17 protein-coding genes and 1 tRNA gene are annotated in these 15,645 nt (G+C 66.7%); 7 read left to right on the top strand and 11 right to left on the bottom strand.

What is annotated here, in order from left to right; all coding sequences use genetic code 11:
- From XF30_RS06060 to XF30_RS06035, 6 genes are all read right to left on the bottom strand, one after another.
- Positions 1-784: sugar-binding protein (locus XF30_RS06060; RefSeq protein WP_192893050.1), on the bottom strand; the 784-nt coding region annotated here is incomplete at its 3' end.
- A gap of 93 nt (positions 785-877) precedes the next feature.
- The gene (locus tag XF30_RS06055; protein WP_192893049.1) at positions 878-1,948 is read right to left on the bottom strand and encodes an ABC transporter permease; all 1,071 of its coding nucleotides are present in this window, start codon (positions 1,946-1,948) and stop codon (positions 878-880) included.
- The gene (locus XF30_RS06050; RefSeq protein ID WP_109145592.1) at positions 1,948-2,706 is read right to left on the bottom strand and encodes an ATP-binding cassette domain-containing protein; all 759 of its coding nucleotides are present in this window, start codon (positions 2,704-2,706) and stop codon (positions 1,948-1,950) included. Before XF30_RS06050 ends, XF30_RS06055 begins: the two co-directional genes overlap by 1 nt.
- A 13-nt stretch (positions 2,707-2,719) precedes the next feature.
- On the bottom strand, positions 2,720-4,042 hold the full coding sequence (gene xylA / locus XF30_RS06045) for a xylose isomerase (RefSeq protein WP_057028438.1): 1,323 nt from the start codon (positions 4,040-4,042) through the stop codon (positions 2,720-2,722).
- Complete coding sequence (gene xylB / locus XF30_RS06040; RefSeq protein WP_109142192.1) at positions 4,043-5,494, bottom strand: xylulokinase; 1,452 nt, start codon at positions 5,492-5,494, stop codon at positions 4,043-4,045.
- 85 nt (positions 5,495-5,579) lie between these two features.
- Positions 5,580-6,653 (bottom strand): LacI family DNA-binding transcriptional regulator, encoded by a 1,074-nt coding sequence (locus XF30_RS06035; RefSeq protein ID WP_109142191.1) that lies wholly within the window; start codon positions 6,651-6,653, stop codon positions 5,580-5,582.
- Positions 6,654-6,763: 110 nt separating this feature from the next.
- Here XF30_RS06035 and XF30_RS06030 point away from each other — a divergent pair, with 110 nt between their 5' ends.
- On the top strand, positions 6,764-7,291 hold the full coding sequence (locus XF30_RS06030; protein WP_109142190.1) for a DUF1003 domain-containing protein: 528 nt from the start codon (positions 6,764-6,766) through the stop codon (positions 7,289-7,291).
- A 1-nt stretch (position 7,292) separates the two neighbouring features.
- Here the strand turns inward: XF30_RS06030 and XF30_RS06025 are convergent, their stop codons facing one another.
- Together XF30_RS06025 and XF30_RS06020 are read right to left on the bottom strand one after the other, a co-directional pair.
- Positions 7,293-7,766 (bottom strand): GNAT family N-acetyltransferase, encoded by a 474-nt coding sequence (locus tag XF30_RS06025; RefSeq protein ID WP_109142189.1) that lies wholly within the window; start codon positions 7,764-7,766, stop codon positions 7,293-7,295.
- A 24-nt stretch (positions 7,767-7,790) separates the two neighbouring features.
- Positions 7,791-8,372, bottom strand: coding sequence for a helix-turn-helix domain-containing protein (locus tag XF30_RS06020; RefSeq protein ID WP_074447667.1), 582 nt, complete (start codon positions 8,370-8,372; stop codon positions 7,791-7,793).
- A gap of 170 nt (positions 8,373-8,542) precedes the next feature.
- Between XF30_RS06020 and XF30_RS06015 the strand changes: the two genes are divergently transcribed.
- Positions 8,543-9,535: an alpha/beta fold hydrolase gene (locus XF30_RS06015; protein ID WP_109142187.1), complete on the top strand. Its 993-nt coding sequence runs from the start codon at positions 8,543-8,545 to the stop codon at positions 9,533-9,535.
- A gap of 4 nt (positions 9,536-9,539) precedes the next feature.
- Here XF30_RS06015 and XF30_RS06010 read toward each other — a convergent pair.
- Positions 9,540-9,613, bottom strand: a tRNA-Gly gene (locus tag XF30_RS06010).
- Positions 9,614-9,785: 172 nt separating this feature from the next.
- Between XF30_RS06010 and XF30_RS06005 the strand changes: the two genes are divergently transcribed.
- The 5 genes from XF30_RS06005 (at position 9,786) to XF30_RS05985 (ending at position 12,773) form a co-directional block, all read left to right on the top strand.
- On the top strand, positions 9,786-10,364 hold the full coding sequence (locus XF30_RS06005; protein WP_109142186.1) for a methylated-DNA--[protein]-cysteine S-methyltransferase: 579 nt from the start codon (positions 9,786-9,788) through the stop codon (positions 10,362-10,364).
- Between the two features lie 9 nt (positions 10,365-10,373).
- Complete coding sequence (locus XF30_RS06000; RefSeq protein WP_109142185.1) at positions 10,374-11,213, top strand: helix-turn-helix domain-containing protein; 840 nt, start codon at positions 10,374-10,376, stop codon at positions 11,211-11,213.
- Positions 11,214-11,271: 58 nt separating this feature from the next.
- Complete coding sequence (locus tag XF30_RS05995; RefSeq protein WP_192893047.1) at positions 11,272-11,631, top strand: VOC family protein; 360 nt, start codon at positions 11,272-11,274, stop codon at positions 11,629-11,631.
- Positions 11,632-11,778: 147 nt separating this feature from the next.
- Positions 11,779-12,180, top strand: a complete 402-nt coding sequence (locus XF30_RS05990; RefSeq protein WP_109142184.1) for an SRPBCC family protein — start codon at positions 11,779-11,781, stop codon at positions 12,178-12,180.
- A 113-nt stretch (positions 12,181-12,293) separates the two neighbouring features.
- Positions 12,294-12,773, top strand: a complete 480-nt coding sequence (locus XF30_RS05985; protein WP_192893046.1) for a hypothetical protein — start codon at positions 12,294-12,296, stop codon at positions 12,771-12,773.
- Here the strand turns inward: XF30_RS05985 and XF30_RS05980 are convergent.
- Together XF30_RS05980 and XF30_RS05975 are read right to left on the bottom strand one after the other, a co-directional pair.
- Positions 12,770-14,209 carry an MATE family efflux transporter gene (locus XF30_RS05980; protein WP_109145590.1) on the bottom strand — a complete coding sequence of 480 codons (1,440 nt, stop codon included), beginning with the start codon at positions 14,207-14,209 and terminating at the stop codon, positions 12,770-12,772. The two genes, XF30_RS05985 and XF30_RS05980, sit on opposite strands and share 4 nt — an antisense overlap.
- A gap of 365 nt (positions 14,210-14,574) precedes the next feature.
- Positions 14,575-15,627 (bottom strand): hypothetical protein, encoded by a 1,053-nt coding sequence (locus XF30_RS05975; protein WP_109145589.1) that lies wholly within the window; start codon positions 15,625-15,627, stop codon positions 14,575-14,577.
- Between the last annotated feature and the right edge of the window lie 18 nt (positions 15,628-15,645).

The raw sequence follows: 15,645 nt of genomic DNA, 5'->3' as shown, positions 1-15,645 counted from the left end.
TGGCATAGCCGTCACGCAGCAGCTCGAGCTGCATCTTCAGCGTATCGGCGACGACCAGCGTGAACTTGCCGGAATCGATGTCCTTCTTGTTCCTGCTGGCGAAGGCCTTGAAACCTTCGGGCGCGAACATCGGCCAGCCGCCGATCGGAACGATGGCGGCGAGATCCGGCGTTGCGGTGCGCATGTCCGTCATCTGCTGGACCGCGAGCGCGGGATCGTCGTTGCAGAAGCTCGGCGAACCCGCGACCTCGGTCCATTTCGAGCCCTTCAGCGCCTCGCGCACGCCGTCGACACGCTCGGCCAGGTTCTTTGCGCCGGGACCGCCGGAGACCATCGCGTATTTGCCGCCGTCAGGCCGCAATTTCAGCAATTCCTTGCCCAGGGCCAGGCCGAACTCCTTGTTGTTGGTGCCGATATAGGCGATGCGCTTGGAGCCCGGCGCGTCGGCATCGAAGGTGATGACCGGAATGCCGGCGGCGGTCGCCGCCTCGATCGACTTGGTCATGGCCGCGACGTCCGCGACCGAGATGGCGAGACCGTCGACCTTCTGCGTGATGAAGTCCTGGATGATCTGGGCCTGGTTCGCCGGCTCATGCTCGACCGGTCCCTTGTAGATGCACTCGATGTTGCCGAGCTCCTTGGCGCGCTTCAGGCAGCCGTCGCGCGAAAAATCGAAGAACGGATTGTTCATCGCCTTCGGCACGATGACGAAGCGGTAGTTCGCAGCAAATGCCGGCGTCGCCATCATCGCAACCGCGATGCCGGCAAGAAGCAGTTTCCTCATTGTCTCCTCCACTCTTGTTGGTGCCTATCCCCTCGAAAGCCCCCGGGAAGCGGATAGGCGACGTTTTCCTTGCCTTCCCGAGATGTCGTCATGTCAGGTCATCCGCGAGCGGACGCGGTCGACCAGCACAGCCAGAATGATAATCACGCCGACCAACGTCTGCTGCCAGTACGAGGAGACCTGGGCCAGCACGAGGCCGTTGCGGATCACCTCCAGCAGCACGCAGCCGACGATGGCCCCGAGCGGGCCGCCGATGCCGCCGGCGAGATTGGCACCGCCGATCACGGCCGCCGCGATCACGTTGAGCTCGTAGGACATCGCCATGTTGGCCGGCGCCGATCCGAGCCAGCCGGAGATGATGATGCCCTGCAGGCCCGCGGCGAGCGCGCAGATCACGTAGACCTCGATCTTCACCCGCACCACCGGAATGCCGGTGAGCTCGGCCGCCTTCTCGTTGCCGCCGAGCGCGAAGACGTGGCGGCCGAACGAGGTGTGGTGCAGCACCACGGCCATGGTCAGCGCCAGGATCACGAGATAGATGAACGGCGCCGGCACGCCGAGCACGTCACCGGACGTGAGCGCATAGAAATAGTCAGCGTCCGGCCCGCCCGGGAAGCTGCCGCGTCCGTTGGAGACGACATAGCCGAGCCCGCGCACGATCGAGAGCATGCCGAGCGTGGTGACGAAGGGTGACAGGCCGAGCACGGCGATGCAGAAGCCGTTAACGAGGCCGGCAATCAGCGCGGCGCCGAGGCCGGCGAGGATCGAGACAAGCAGGATCAGCCCCGGAACATTGGCGAGCACGGTCTTGCCGTCGGCCGCCATGTGCACCAGCGGCGAGCCGGGCGCCGACAGCTCGGTCATCACCATCGAGGTGATCATGGCGGAGAAGCACATCATCGATCCCACCGACAGGTCGATGCCGCCGGTGATGATCACGAAGGTGACGCCGAGCGTCGCGATGGCGATGAAGGAAAAGTTCTTCGCCACGTTCTGCATGTTGCCCTGGGTGAAGAAGTAGGGGCTGGCGAAATGCATGATCACCAGCAGCACCGCCAGCGCGAGCAGGACGTAGCCGGTCTGCGAGGCGAAGATGCCGCGCTGCCACCACCTGATCTTGCCGACATTGGTGAAGCTGATCGGGGATTCCAAGGGCATGGCCATCACGCCGCCTCCTTCGCACCGGTGATGAGGGCGGTGACCTCCTCGGGGGAGGTCTGGTGAATCGACTTGTCGGCGCGCTTCTCGCCGCGCCGCATGACGACGACGCGGTCGCATACGGCGAACACGTCGGGCATGCGGTGCGAGATCAGCATCACGGCGACGCCCTGCTCCTTGAGCCGGTGGATCAGGCCGAGCACCTGCTCGACCTGGCGCACCGAGATCGCGGCGGTCGGCTCGTCCATCATCACCAGCCGCGCATTGGACAGCCGGGTGCGCGCGATCGCGACCGCCTGGCGCTGGCCGCCCGACATCTGTCTGACGAGATCGTCGGGTCGCGTCTCCGAGCGCAGCTCGCCGAACAGCTCGAGCGCGCGCGACGCCATCGCCTTGTGGTCGAGCAAGGCAATGGGTCCGAACCTGCGCTTCAGCTCGCGGCCGAGAAAGACGTTGGCGGCCGCCGTGAGATTGTCGGCGAGCGCGAGGTCCTGGTAGACGACCTCGATGCCGACGGCGCGGGCATCGACCGGCCGGTTGAAATGCACCGCGCTGCCGGCAAAGCGCATCTCGCCATGCGTGGGGCGGAAATTGCCGGCGATGATCTTCACCAGCGTCGACTTGCCGGCGCCGTTGTCACCCATCAGGCCGACCACTTCGCCGGGCCAGACCTGCATATCGACATCGTGCAGCGCGCGGATCGCGCCGAACTCCTTGCCGATGCCGGTGAGCTCGAGCACCGGTGTCGCGTCAGTCTTCGTCATCAGCGGCGTTTCCTCAGACATAGCGGTTGACCAGGGATTCCAGATATTCCTGCCGGCCCGAGCGCGGCTGCGGATCGAAGCCGGGAGACATCGCACGGTCGGCGAGATCGGCGAGCGAACGCTGGCCGCCGAGAATGGCGCGGCCCTCCGGGCTGGCCCAGCCCTCGTAGCGCTTTGCGAGCGGCGCACTCAGCGTGCCGGCGTCGAGCATGTCGGCGGCGGCGAGGAAGGCCCGCGCACAGGCATCCATCGAGCCGACATGGGCATGGATGAGATCATCGGGATCGATCGACTGGCGGCGGATCTTGGCATCGAAATTGAGTCCACCCGTGGTGAAGCCGCCGCGGTTCAGGATCTCGTGGAACACCAGCGCCAGCTCCGGCACGTTCATCGCGAACTGGTCGGTGTCCCAGCCGAGCAGATCGTCGCCCCGGTTGATGTCGAGCGAGCCGAACACGCCGAGCGCCTCGGCCAGCGCGACCTCATGATGGAAGGAGTGACCGGCGAGGATGGCGTGGTTCTGCTCGATGTTGAGCTTGACGTCCTTGAGCAGGTCGTAGCGTTCGAGGAAGCCGTAGCAGGTGGCGACGTCGAAATCATATTGATGCTTGGTCGGCTCCTTCGGCTTCGGCTCGATCAGCAGCGGGCCCTTGAAGCCGATTTTGTGCTTGTGCTCGACGACGAGCGAGACGAAGCGGCCGAGCTGGTCGAGCTCGCGCTTGAGATCGGTGTTGAGCAGCGTCTCGTAGCCCTCGCGTCCGCCCCACAGCACGTAGTTCTGCCCACCGAGCCGGTGAGTCACCTCCAGTGCAGCACGGACCTGGCCGGCGGCATAGGTGAAGATGTCAGGGTCCGGATTGGTGGCCGCGCCCGCCATGTAGCGGCGGTGCGTGAACAGGTTCGCAGTGCCCCAGAGCAGGCGGACCTTGCTCGATGCCATCTTCTGCTCGAACAGATCGGCGATGGCATTGAGGTTGGCGACGGACTCGGCGAGGGAGGCGCCTTCCGGCGCCGCATCGACGTCGTGGAAGGTGAAGAAGGGGACGTCCAGCAGGCGGAACAGCTCGAAGGCGGCATCGGCCTTGGCGCGCGCCATCGCCATCGCGTCGGTGCCGTGGTGCCAAGGCCGCAAGAAGGTCTCGCCGCCGAACGGATCGCCGCCCGGCCAGCAGAACGAATGCCAATAGCAAACCGCAAAGCGCAAGTGATCCTCAAGCCGGCGGCCATGCACCAGGCGGTCCTTGTCGTACCAGCGGAAGGCGGGCGCGCCTTCGGCCTCCTTGCCGCCGAAGGCGACGGGTGCACTTGCATCGAAGAATTTGGCTGGCGCGTTCACTTAAGGCTCCTTCAATGCGGGATAAAGCGCGCGCCATCGCCGATAGGCCTCGTCATAGGCCGCAGCGACGGACGGGCGGGGTGTGAAGCTTGCAAGCCTGCGCGGGCGCGTGCAGACGTCCGCGGGGTTCTCGCCGGTCGCAGCGAGCCGGCCGAGCCGCGCAGCGCCGAGCGCGGCGCCGACCTCGCCTTCCTCGACGCGGTGGATGGGCATGCCGAGCACGTCGGCGCAGATCTGCGCCCATAGCGGCGAGCGCGAGCCGCCGCCGACGAGATCGACCTCGCCGATCGGCCCGCTGGCTGTGCTCAGCGCCGCCAGATTGTCGCGCGCGGCAAAGGCGACGCCTTCGAGCACAGCCTGCACGATCTCTGAACGCCCGGTCGCGCCGCGCAGACCGACGAAAGCGCCGCTGGCGGCGGCATCGTTGTGCGGCGTGCGCTCGCCGTCGAGATAAGGCAGGAACTGGACCGTGCCAGGTGCATCGACGCGCTCGCCGAGCGGCGCCAGGAGCGCTGCGGCCGGCGTCTCCATCACGCCGGCCAGCCAGGCGAGCGAAGCTGCGGCCGACAGCATCACGCCCATCTGGTGCCAGAGGCCGGGCAGCGCGTGGCAGAAGGCATGCACCGCTGAAGCCGGCGCGGGGGCGAAGCGATCGGTGACGCGGAACAGGACACCCGACGTTCCCAGCGACAGGAAGGCATCGCCGGGCGCGATGGCGCCGAGCCCGATCGCGCTGGCCGCATTGTCGCCGGCGCCGCCCGCGACCACGACATTTTTCGCCATGCCCCAGCGCTGCGCGTATTCAGGCGCGAGCACCGCGCTCACCGCACTGCCCTCGACGAGGCGCGGCATGTGGTGCAGATCGAGCCCGGTGGCATGCAGCAGCAGCGCGGACCAGCGCCGCAGGCCGACGTCGAGCCACAGCGTGCCTGACGCGTCCGACATGTCCTCGACCATCTCGCCGGTGAGGCGATAGCGGACATAGGCCTTCGGCAGCAGCACCTTTGTCACGCGGTCGAAGATCTTCGGCTCGTGCCGTGCCACCCAGAGCAGCTTCGGCGCGGTGAAGCCTGGCATCGCGAGATTGCCGGCAATCGCGTGCAGCGAAGGACAGCGCCGCTCCAGCGCGGCGCATTCGGCCTGCGAGCGGCCGTCGTTCCAGAGGATGGCCGGACGCAGCGGCCGGCCGTCCTCGCCAAGCAGCGTCGCGCCGTGCATCTGACCCGACAGCCCGATGCCGCGCACCTGCGCAACCTCGCGCGGATGGCGCGCGGCGAGATCGTCGACGGCGCCGACGGCCGCATCGACCCAGGCGTCGGGGTCCTGCTCGGACCACAGCGGCGCCGGGTGCGACAGCGCAAGCTCGCGCGCCGCGGTCGCGGTCACCGCGCCGGCTTCGCTCACGAGCACCGCTTTCACACCGGACGTGCCGATGTCGATCCCGAGATACAAATCGTCCTCCCTTTCGCCTGCCTCGGGAGAGCGATCTTGCGTCGCTTTTCCCCGCTGGCGGTCCCGTTTCCAAGTTCACCTGCCGCTAGGGCAGATTGTCTCGCATCACGATGTCGATCCGGATCTTCTCCTGTTCACTCAAGATCGGCTCGCCGCGGGCGAGCGCGAGCAGCACGCGGACGGCCGCGCGCGCTTCATGTCCGGGGTTCTGCGAGATCGCGGCATCCATCACGCCCTGCAGTAGCAAGCGGCGCGTCAGCGCGGTGACGTCGTGTCCGACGAACACCACCTGCTTGTCACGCCCGGCCGCGCCAGAGGCCTTGTCGTTCAACGCCTTGCCGTTCAGCGCTTTGGCGACGCCCTGCGTGCCGGCGCCGACGTTGTAGAGACCGACGATGTCGCCATGCTTGCCGAGCAGCCGCGCCAGCAGCTGCTCCGAACGATCATCTTCATCGCGCCCTTCCAGCACCGGCAGCACGCTGAGATCGGGGAATTCCGTCGCCATCACCTGGTTGAAGCCGAAGATGCGCTCGGCATGGTCGCGCAGGCCCTGCGAGCCCGCGATGATCGCGACCTTGCCGGACCTCTGGCCGACCAGGCGCCCGACCAGCGCGCCGGCGGTGCGGCCCGCGGCGATGTTGTCGATGCCGACATAATGGTGGCGGCGCGAGGACGGCACATCCGAGACCAGCGTCACGACCTTGGCGCCGGCATCGACGAGGTCATTGATGGCGGCGCGGACGCTCGGATGGTCCAGCGCCACCACGGCGACGCCGTCATAGTCGCCGGACAGCGCCTCGAGCGAGGCCGCGAGCGCGGCGGGCTCGAACACGTCCGTTGCGATCATCTCGACATTGAGGCGGCGGGCCGACAGCCAGCCCGCCATCTCGCCCAGATAGGACTGGATCTGCTGCATGAACGGGTTCGAGCCCGACGGCATCACGAAGGCGAAGCGGCGGGCCCGGCCGCGCGCGAGCTCGGCGGCCGCCACATGCGGCTGGAACGAATTGCGCGCAATGGCGTCCTTGACGCGCCGGACCGTATCCGGGCGGACCCCCGGCCGGTTGTGCAGCACGCGATCGACCGTGGCGAGGCTGACACCGGCCTCGCGGGCGATGTCCTTCAGCGTCAGCACAGTCGGGGTCAAGGTCTCGGCCATGGCTGAAGGCTAGCAGAGGTGTTTTGAGGTACGCAACTCATTTGATGAGGGGATCGGTCTTTTTGCTTCCCCTTCCAGGAACGGCTCCGCGAGCGGACCGTTGCCGGGGCGTGCATAACGACATCACACATGATTCCGGCGAGGGGCTGAGCCCGACGCTCGAGCGCAACATCCAGGCGCTGGTGGCGCGGCGGCGCCGTGAGCAGCAGGCGGCACGCGGCCAGGACAAGGTCGCGGACGCGATCACGGCCTTCACCGGCAGCATGATCTTCGTCTACCTGCACCTCGCCCTGTTCGGGTTCTGGATCATCGCCAACCTGCATTGGATTCCGGGAATTCCGGCCTGGGACGAGAGCTTCGTCATGCTGGCGATGATCGCCTCGGTGGAGGCGATCTTCCTCTCCACCTTCGTGCTGATCTCGCAGAACCGCATGACCGCGGCGGCCGACAAGCGCGCCGATCTCGATCTCCAGATCAGCCTGCTCGCCGAGCACGAGCTGACCAAGGTGGCCCGCCTGCTCACCCAGGTCGCCGAGCGGCTCGACGTCAAGCCGGACGCGGAGCGCGACCTGCAGGAGGCGGCCCGGGACATCGCCCCCGAGCGCGTGCTCGACAAGATCGAGGAGACGCGCTCTTAAGCTACCGGCGGCCTGGCGCCGACAGCTCCAGCGTCAGGAACAGGCTGTTGGGATCCTCGACATAACCTTCGAACGGGCCGCATGCGACGAAACCGTGCGCCAGATAGAGTGCGTGTGCCGGCTTGAAATAGTCCCACGAGCCGGTCTCGAGGCTGAGCCGCGTCATGTCGCGCGCGCGGGCTTCCGCGATGATGTGGCGCAGCATCTGGCCGCCATAGCCGCGCCGGCGCGCGGTCTGCAGCGTGTGCATCGACTTGACCTCGCCATGGCCAGCCGAAAGCGTCTTCAGCGCGCCGGTCGCGACCAGCGTCTCGCCGTCCCAGCCGGTCCAGAATGCGACGTCGGGTGCACGCAGGCCCGCGAGATCGAGCGCATGGGCACTGCCCGGCGCCGTCTGCGCCCGCGCAGCAGCAACGTGGTGATCGAGCAGCGCGACGACGCGCGGATCATAGGTGTCGCCGGTCCGGATCTGCATCGTGCTCGTCTCCACGCTTTGCCCTCACATCTTGCCGTAGGACGCGCCGCGTCTGACGATGATGACGTAGCGCGCGTCCTGCTTGGTTTCGTTCTCGAAGATCACCGCGCGCATCACGTCGAAATCCAGACAATCGCCCTCGCGCAGCCGCACCGCCTTGGCGTCGATATGCACGGCGATCGCACCCTCCAGCATCAGGAGCTGCTGGGTGAAGGCGTTGCGGCCCCAGGGGCTGTAGGAGACGCGCGCGCCGGCGGGAAGGTCGACCACGATGATCTCGATGCCGCTGGCCGCATCCGGCGGCGAGGCGTGCCGCCGGCGATAGCCGCTGTCGGGGTCGCGCCAGAGCGGCTGGTCCGCCAGCCGCACCAGGCGCTCCGGCGGCTTCTCGGCGAGCGCGACGACATCGCTGAGCGTGACGTCGAGCGCCGCGCAGAGCTTGTTCAGCAGCGCCGCCGTCGCACTGCTCTGCGCCCGCTCCACCCGCCCGATCATGGCCCGGCTGACGCCGGAGCGGCCTGCAAGCTCGTTCAACGTCATGCCTGCCTGCGTCCGCAGCGTCTTCAGGCGCCGACCGATGGCGCGATCGAGTTTTTGCTGGTCCATGGGTTTCATCCGAACATCGCCCGATACGAGGACCGCATCCGCCGGGGTGAGAGAAGCTTAGCGCGCGCGGAGGCACACGCCGGGAGCGGCAGTCCAATATATTAGAAATTTTGCGCAGGCCGTACGCCCGATTAGGATGCGCCCCAACCACAAAAAATCGGAGGCGACGAATGGATGGCCCGACGCAGCGGAGGATCAAAGCCAACGGCATCAGCCTCAATGTCGCCGAGCAGGGCGACGGGCCTATGGTGCTGCTCTGCCATGGCTTTCCGGAAGGCTGGTACTCCTGGCGGCATCAACTCGAGGCGCTGGCGGCGGCTGGCTACCACGCGGTCGCACCGGATATGCGCGGCTACGGAAAGAGCGACCGGCCCGAAGCGATCGATCAATACACGATCCTCCATATGGTCGGCGATCTCGTCGGCGTGCTCGACGCGTTCGAGGCAAAGGACGCCGTCATCGTTGGACATGACTGGGGCGCGACAATCGCTTGGCACACGGCGCGCCTGCGGCCCGATCGCTTCCGGGCCGCCGCGATCCTCAGCGTACCGTATCGGCCGCGCAGTCCCGTGCGGCCGACGAGCGTCATGCCGCAGACGGCGGATGCGCAGTTCTATCAGCTGTACTTCCAGGAGCCAGGTATCGCCGAAGCGGAGTTCGAGCGGGATCCTCGCGCAACGCTCGGCGCCATGCTCTTCGGCGGCTCCGGCGAAGGGGCGACCGCGATCCGCGCCAATGCCGAGCGTCAAGGGCGGACGGTCACCGCCGGCATGGTCTCCCGAAAGGACGGCATGCTGCCGAAGGTGCCGGTGCCGCTTCCGTCGTGGCTGAGTGCCGCCGAGCTCGACCACTACGCTGCCGAATTTGCGCGCAGCGGCTTTCGCGGGCCGCTCAATTACTACCGAAACATCGATCGCAATTGGGAGCTGATGGCAGCATTCGAGGGCATGCAGGTGGTGGTGCCCTCGCTCTTCGTCGCCGGCGACCATGACATGGTCATCGCCTTCCCCGGTGCCGCCGAACATCTCGCCAACATGAAGCAATGGGTGCCGCAGCTGCGCGAAATCAAGATGCTGCCCGGCTGCGGACATTGGACGCAGCAGGAGCGGCCGGCGGAGGTGAACGCGGCGATCGTCCAGTTTCTGAGAAGCCTGCCGAACTAAGGGCTGGAGCGGGCGAAGGGAATCGAACCCTCGTATGCAGCTTGGGAAGCTGCCGTTCTACCATTGAACTACGCCCGCGATGTGCGCTTTGCGCCCCTCTTGATTAGCCGAGACGGCGCCTGCCGCCAAGCGGTTTGGCGCGACCAGCGGGGCGGTTGTTAACGTCCTGATAAGATTCCAGGTGCGCCGGATTGTGGCGGTGTTATGATCGCTTCTCCGGGGAGAAACGTGCACTGAGTGGGGCGTGTGCATGGTGGGGCGGGCTTACGCGATATTCGATACGGCCATCGGCCGTTGCGGCATCATCTGGAGCGGCACCGGCGTGGTCGCCGTGCAATTGCCGGAGGCGCGGGAGATCGACACCCGCCGCCGGATTTTCCAGGTCCATCCCGAGGCGCGAGAGCAGCGCCCGTCCGAGAACGCCGAGCTTGCGATCGAGGGCATCACGGGCCTGCTGCAAGGTCACGATCCCGACTTCTCCGAGGTCAGCCTGGACGCCGGCGGGGTGCCCGGCTTCGACCGGCGCGTCTACGAGTACACCTGCAGCATTCCGCGCGGAGAGACACGCACCTATCACGAGGTCGCCCGGGCGCTGGGCGCCTCCGGCGCGTCCTATTCCGTGGCGCAGGCGATTGCGAAAAATCCCTTCATGCTGATCGTGCCCTGCCACCGGGTGCTGGAGGCTGGCAATTACGCCGACCGGCTCTCGCCCTATGGCGGCGTGATCTCCAAGCGGCGGCTGCTGGCGCTGGAAGGGGCCCATCCCATCGCCAGCAAGACGCTGTTCGAGGTGCTGCTGCCGGTTGCTCCGCCCCGCGCGCCTACCTAAATACGCGGGATGCACGCCACCACGTTGCTGACGACGCCCTCGATCACGGCTTCCGAGTTTCGCTGCGATGCGGGCCCGGACGATAGGCCGTTCGCGGAATGCCGCACCGGCCATTCCATCGCCTATGTCCGCTCCGGCAGCTTCGGCTGCCATTGCCGCGCCGGCTTCTTCGAACTGGTGGCGGGCTCGATGCTGATCGGCGCCCCCGGCGAGGAATACACCTGCACGCATGAGCACGTCTCCGGCGACGTCTGCCTCGGCTTCTTCTTTAGCGAGGATTTGGTCGACGCCCTCGGCGGGCGGCGCGAGGTCTGGCAGATCGGCGCGACGCCGCCGCTGCCCGAGCTGATGGTGCTGGGCGAGCTGGCCCAGACGGCAGCAGATGGCAACAGCGATCTCGGCCTCGACGAGATCGGCCAGATCCTGGCCGGCCGTTTTGTCGAGGCCGTCTCGGGCAAGGCGCGCAAGCCGGCCAGCCCCACCGCACGCGATCGCCGCCGCGCGGTGGAGGCCGCGCTGTGGATCGACGACAACTCGCATGCCGAGCTCGACCTCGAGCAAGCAGCCAAGCAGGCGGGATTGAGCCCGTTTCATTTCCTGCGGCTGTTCTCGGCCGTGCTCGGTGTCACCCCGCATCAATATCTGGTGCGCTCCCGGCTGCGCCACGCGGCACGGCTGCTCGCTGACGAGGACATCGCCGTCACCGATATCGCCTATGACGTCGGCTTCGGCGATCTCTCCAATTTCGTCCGCACCTTCCATCGCGCCGCCGGCGTGTCGCCGACCAAGTTCCGGCAGGCGTCGAAGGGGGAGCGCAAGATTCTCCAAGAGCAGCTTGCCCTCAACTGACTAGGGTCGTCTCCGGCGCGTGCCCTTCGCGGCACGCTTCTTCGCAATGGAGACGAACATGTACGACCACATCGGATTGCGCGTTGCCGACCTCGACGCCGCCACGCGCTTCTACAGCGCGGTGCTGGCGCCGCTCGGGTTTGTCCTGTGCTCGAGCGGCGACGGTTATGCCGGCTTCGGGCCGAAGGGCGAGCCGGCGCTGTGGCTGCACCTGAACAAGGGCCGCAAGGCAGATGGTGCGCATATCGCGTTTCGCGCAAAGGATCACGACGCAGTCAAGGCGTTCCATAGCGAAGGGCTGAAGAGCGGCGGTCGCGACAATGGCGGCGCCGGCCCGCGCAGGGATTACAGCCCGACATATTACGCGGCGTTCCTGATTGACCCTGATGGCAACAATGTCGAGGCGGTTTGTCCGTAGAGGCGCCGCCGCGCACGAGCACTTGTAGGGTGGGCAAAGCGTAGCGTGCCCACCAATTGCTCGCGACAACGCCGATGAATGGTGGGCACGGCGCGCGAAGAGCGCGCCTTTGCCCACCCTACGAACTCCGACAAAAGGGGAATATTCATGGCCTCCATCCACAACGACATCTCCCTCCCCGCCTCCGCGCGCGACGTCTGGGACGCGGTGCGCGATTTCGGCGCGCTGCATCGGCGGCTGGTGGCGGGCTTCGTCACGGCGTGCACGCTCGATGGCGATGCGCGCATCGTCACCTTCGCCAACGGCTCGGTCGCGCGCGAAGTGCTGGTCGACTGCGACGATGCGCGGCGGCGCCTCGTCTATGCCATCAGCAACGAGCGGCTGAGGCATTACAGCGCCTCGGTGCAGGTCATTGCCGAGGACGAGGCGAGCTGCCGCCTCGTCTGGATCATCGACATGCTGCCGAACGAGCTCGCGCCTTACGTTCAGGGGCAAACCAAGGAGGCGGTGGCCGCCATGCACAAGGCGTTTCCGCCCGCTTCGGCCTGATCATTCACTGTGAGTTTTCTCACAGAAGCCCGTCCTCGCCGGCCGTAACCATGCCCGCGTGCGTCCGGTCGGCTCCGCTCTCCCGGCGGCGCCACGCACGCGAGGAGCATGCCATGAGAGGTGCGGACAAGGTGATCTGCCAGGCGGCCGCGATGCTGCTGCTGTTTTCAATCTCGAGCGTGCCGGCAAAGGCGCAATTCCTCGGCGGCGGCGGTGCCGGCGGCGAGGACATGATGACCCAGATGGCGCCGATGCTGGAGATGATGAAGGCGAAGATGGGCAAGCGCCGCTTCGCCATGCTGATGCAGACCATGGGTCCGATGATGAGCCGCATGATGGAGAACGGCGGCGGCGGGCTCGGCGGCATGATGGGCGGCGGCAATTTCGGCGGCGGATTCGGTGCACCGAGCTACGGCGGCTACACCCCGATGGGCGGCGGCACCATGCCGGTCGGGATCGGTAGCATGGGCGGCGGCGACATCATGGGCATGCTCGGCGGCACCGGTGGCAGCGACATGATGGCGATGATCCCGCAATTGATGCGGCTCGCCAATACCGGCGGTGGCGGCCATCGCCGCCACAAGCGTCGCTAGTCGACAACAAGAGCAGGCGCGATTGCAGGCTTGCCCTCGCGCGGTCCCCAGCGTGTCAGCACGACGCTGGAGCACGACAAGAGGCCGAGCACGACCATCGAGCTCGCGGCGAGCCAGAAAAAGCTCTGCGCGCTGGCGCCGTGCGTCGACAGCCACCAGCCGACACCTGCGATGTAGATCAGCCGCGCAGTCTGCGCTAGCACGGGCCCGATCACCTTCGCCGCGCCTTGCGAGGAGAAATACATCGTCGTCGCAAGGCCGAAGAAGGCGTAGAATGGCCCGACCGTCGCAAGATATTGATGGCTCGCCGCGCGCACCTCCGCGCTGTCGGTGAACATGTTGACCCAGAGATCGGGAAAGATCGCAACGAGGCACGCCGGCGCACCGACCGCGACGAAAGCGGCAACGCTGGCGGTCCAGGCGATGCGCCGGGCCCGCGCGATGCGGCCGGCGCCGATCGCCATCCCGACCATCGGCACGCAGGCGATGCCGAACGAGAACGCAATCGAGGTCAGCAGGAATTCCAGCCGCGCGCCGACGCCGTAGCCGGCGAGGATCGCAGTGCCGAACTGCGCCAGCATGTGCGTGAAGATGGAGATCGTCAGCACCGATTGCAGCGGCGAGAAGCAGGCGATGGCGCCGACCTTGAGGATGTCGAAGAACATCGCCCATTGGATGCGCAGGCCGCGCAGCTTCAGCGTGATCCGCGCGCGGCCGGAGAACAGGTACCAGGCCATAATGCCGATGTTCATAGTATAGGCGATCAGCGCGCCAGCGGCGACGCCGCGCATGCCGAACTGCGGCACTGGCCCGAGCCCGAGACCGAGCGTGCCGCCGAGCACGATCTGCCAGGCCGCGGAGTTGAGGATCAGGAACGACGGCAGCTTCATGTTGCCGGTGCCGCGCAGGATGCCCGCCATGGTGTTAAGCAGCCAGGGCAGCACGGCACCGCCGAAGAACACCTGCGTATAGGCGATCGCATGCGTCAGCACATCGCCGCGGCCGCCGAGCATCTCGAGCAACCTCGGCCCGAAGATCAACATGCCCAGCATGAAGACGAGTCCGAAGCTGATGCCGATCAGCATCGCGTGCACGGCCAATATGCCGGCGCGCTCGCGATTCCCGGCGCCGAGCGCACGCGCAATGGCCGAAGCCACCGCGCCGCCCATAGCGCCGCCGGACATCGTCATGGTCAGAATGATCGTCGGAAACACCAGCGCCATCGCCGCCAGCGCCTCGACGCCGAGCCGGCCGACATAGGAGGTCTCGGCGATCACCACGCAAATGCCGGCCGACAGACCGATCGCGTTCGGCCAGGCGAGCGAGAGCAGCGTGCGCAGGATCGGCCCCTCGGTCAGGACGCTTCTGATCGGCGGCGGAGGCGGCGGCAGTGGGCGCTCTTGCTCATCGACCGGGATTTCGGCGATGTCGGACATGTCCTCTCCCGGGCGCAGGCGCCGTTTGCAGCGCAGCAATCACTTGGTGTGCCAATGGCGTCGTTCGCGCGAATGGCGCGGCTGAGGCGTGTTAGCACGGCGTGCTCCGATTCTGCCTGCGCCCGATGCAGGCGTGCCCTGCGGCAGCGCATTTCAAGCGGTGGAATTCGTTCTTCTCCCTCTCCCCGTTCTTACGGGGCCGGGACGAGCTTCGCTCGCCCTGAGAGGGTTGGGGTGAGGGGCTCTATCCGCGAAGACGGCGAGAGCTGGACTCGCGGAGACTCCCCCTCACCTGGATTGCATCTTCGATGCAATCCGACCTCTCCCCGCAAGCGGGGCGAGGTGAAGCCCGCTGCGGCCGTCGCCTAACCGATCGTCCAGACCAGCGGCGGACGGCCGCCCGGAGCGGCGCGCATCTGCACGCCGATATGCCGGCCGCAACCTGCAGCGAGACCCTCGAACAATCCCTCCGGCAGCTTGGCGCAGGCGCGGTGAGTGTCGGCGACGTCGTCCATCAGCTTCCAGCTCTGCTGCCGGATCTCGAAGGTGTCTTCCGATTGAGCCGTCTCGGCTGCATCATCCTGCGCGGCGAGCAACGCGCTCAGGAACGATGCGAATTCTCGCGCGCCGCCGCGGATCGTCGCCAGCGCCGCGGCGACCTCGTCGAAATATTGCATGCCGATCAGCTTGCCGGTGAGGTGCAGCAGATAGCCGGCATCCTCCGGGCCGAACAGCTGCACCATCACGGGCGCGGCGGTGCGGACATATTCCATCGCGTAATTGCGATAGGCCTTTTCCAGCCGCGGTCTTGGCCAGCTCGCGACCGGCAAGGCGGGCGCCGTCTTCGCATCGAACAAAGGCGCTTCCAGGTGCCGCGCGAATACGAGGCGCTGGTCGAGCTCGAGCGGATGGTCGTATTGATGATAATAGCCTTCGAGCCCGTCCTGGCCGTCGACGCTCTGCTTGGTGCAGACGAAGCCGAGCCTGAGATCGCCGAGGGCTGCGCCATTGTTGGCGTGCCAGCCGCGCAGCATGGCGCGTGAGACTTCGCCCGGCACGCCACAGATCGCAGTGCCCTTCCAGATCCAGCGCGGCGGCGGATAGCGGATCCAAGCCTTGGTGTCGCTCTCGTACATGTATTCGACATGAACGCCGCCGATCCAGTTGGAGAGATAGTGGTATTGCGCAGCCGCGACCGCCGGCGGCAGATGGTCGATCCCGAGCTTCCTGAGCCCCGGCAGGAAACGCTCCTGCTGCTGGCGACGAAACACGCGGAAGACGAACTCTGCGGCATCCGCCGTGCCGCGGCGCGTGACGATTGTGAGGATCAGCCCGGTGAAGTAAGCGTGATAGAGATCGGCGACGGCGCGCCAGCGCTTCCATTGCGCGTGCTGCGCGAGGTCTGGTGCGATAGTCATGTTCGCTCCCGGCTTGTT

Source organism: Bradyrhizobium sp. SUTN9-2, assembly GCF_003122645.1.
GTDB classification, from domain to species: domain Bacteria; phylum Pseudomonadota; class Alphaproteobacteria; order Rhizobiales; family Xanthobacteraceae; genus Bradyrhizobium; species Bradyrhizobium yuanmingense.
Note: the sequence above shows the minus strand (reverse complement) of the source record. Positions and strands in the feature narration are given on the sequence as shown.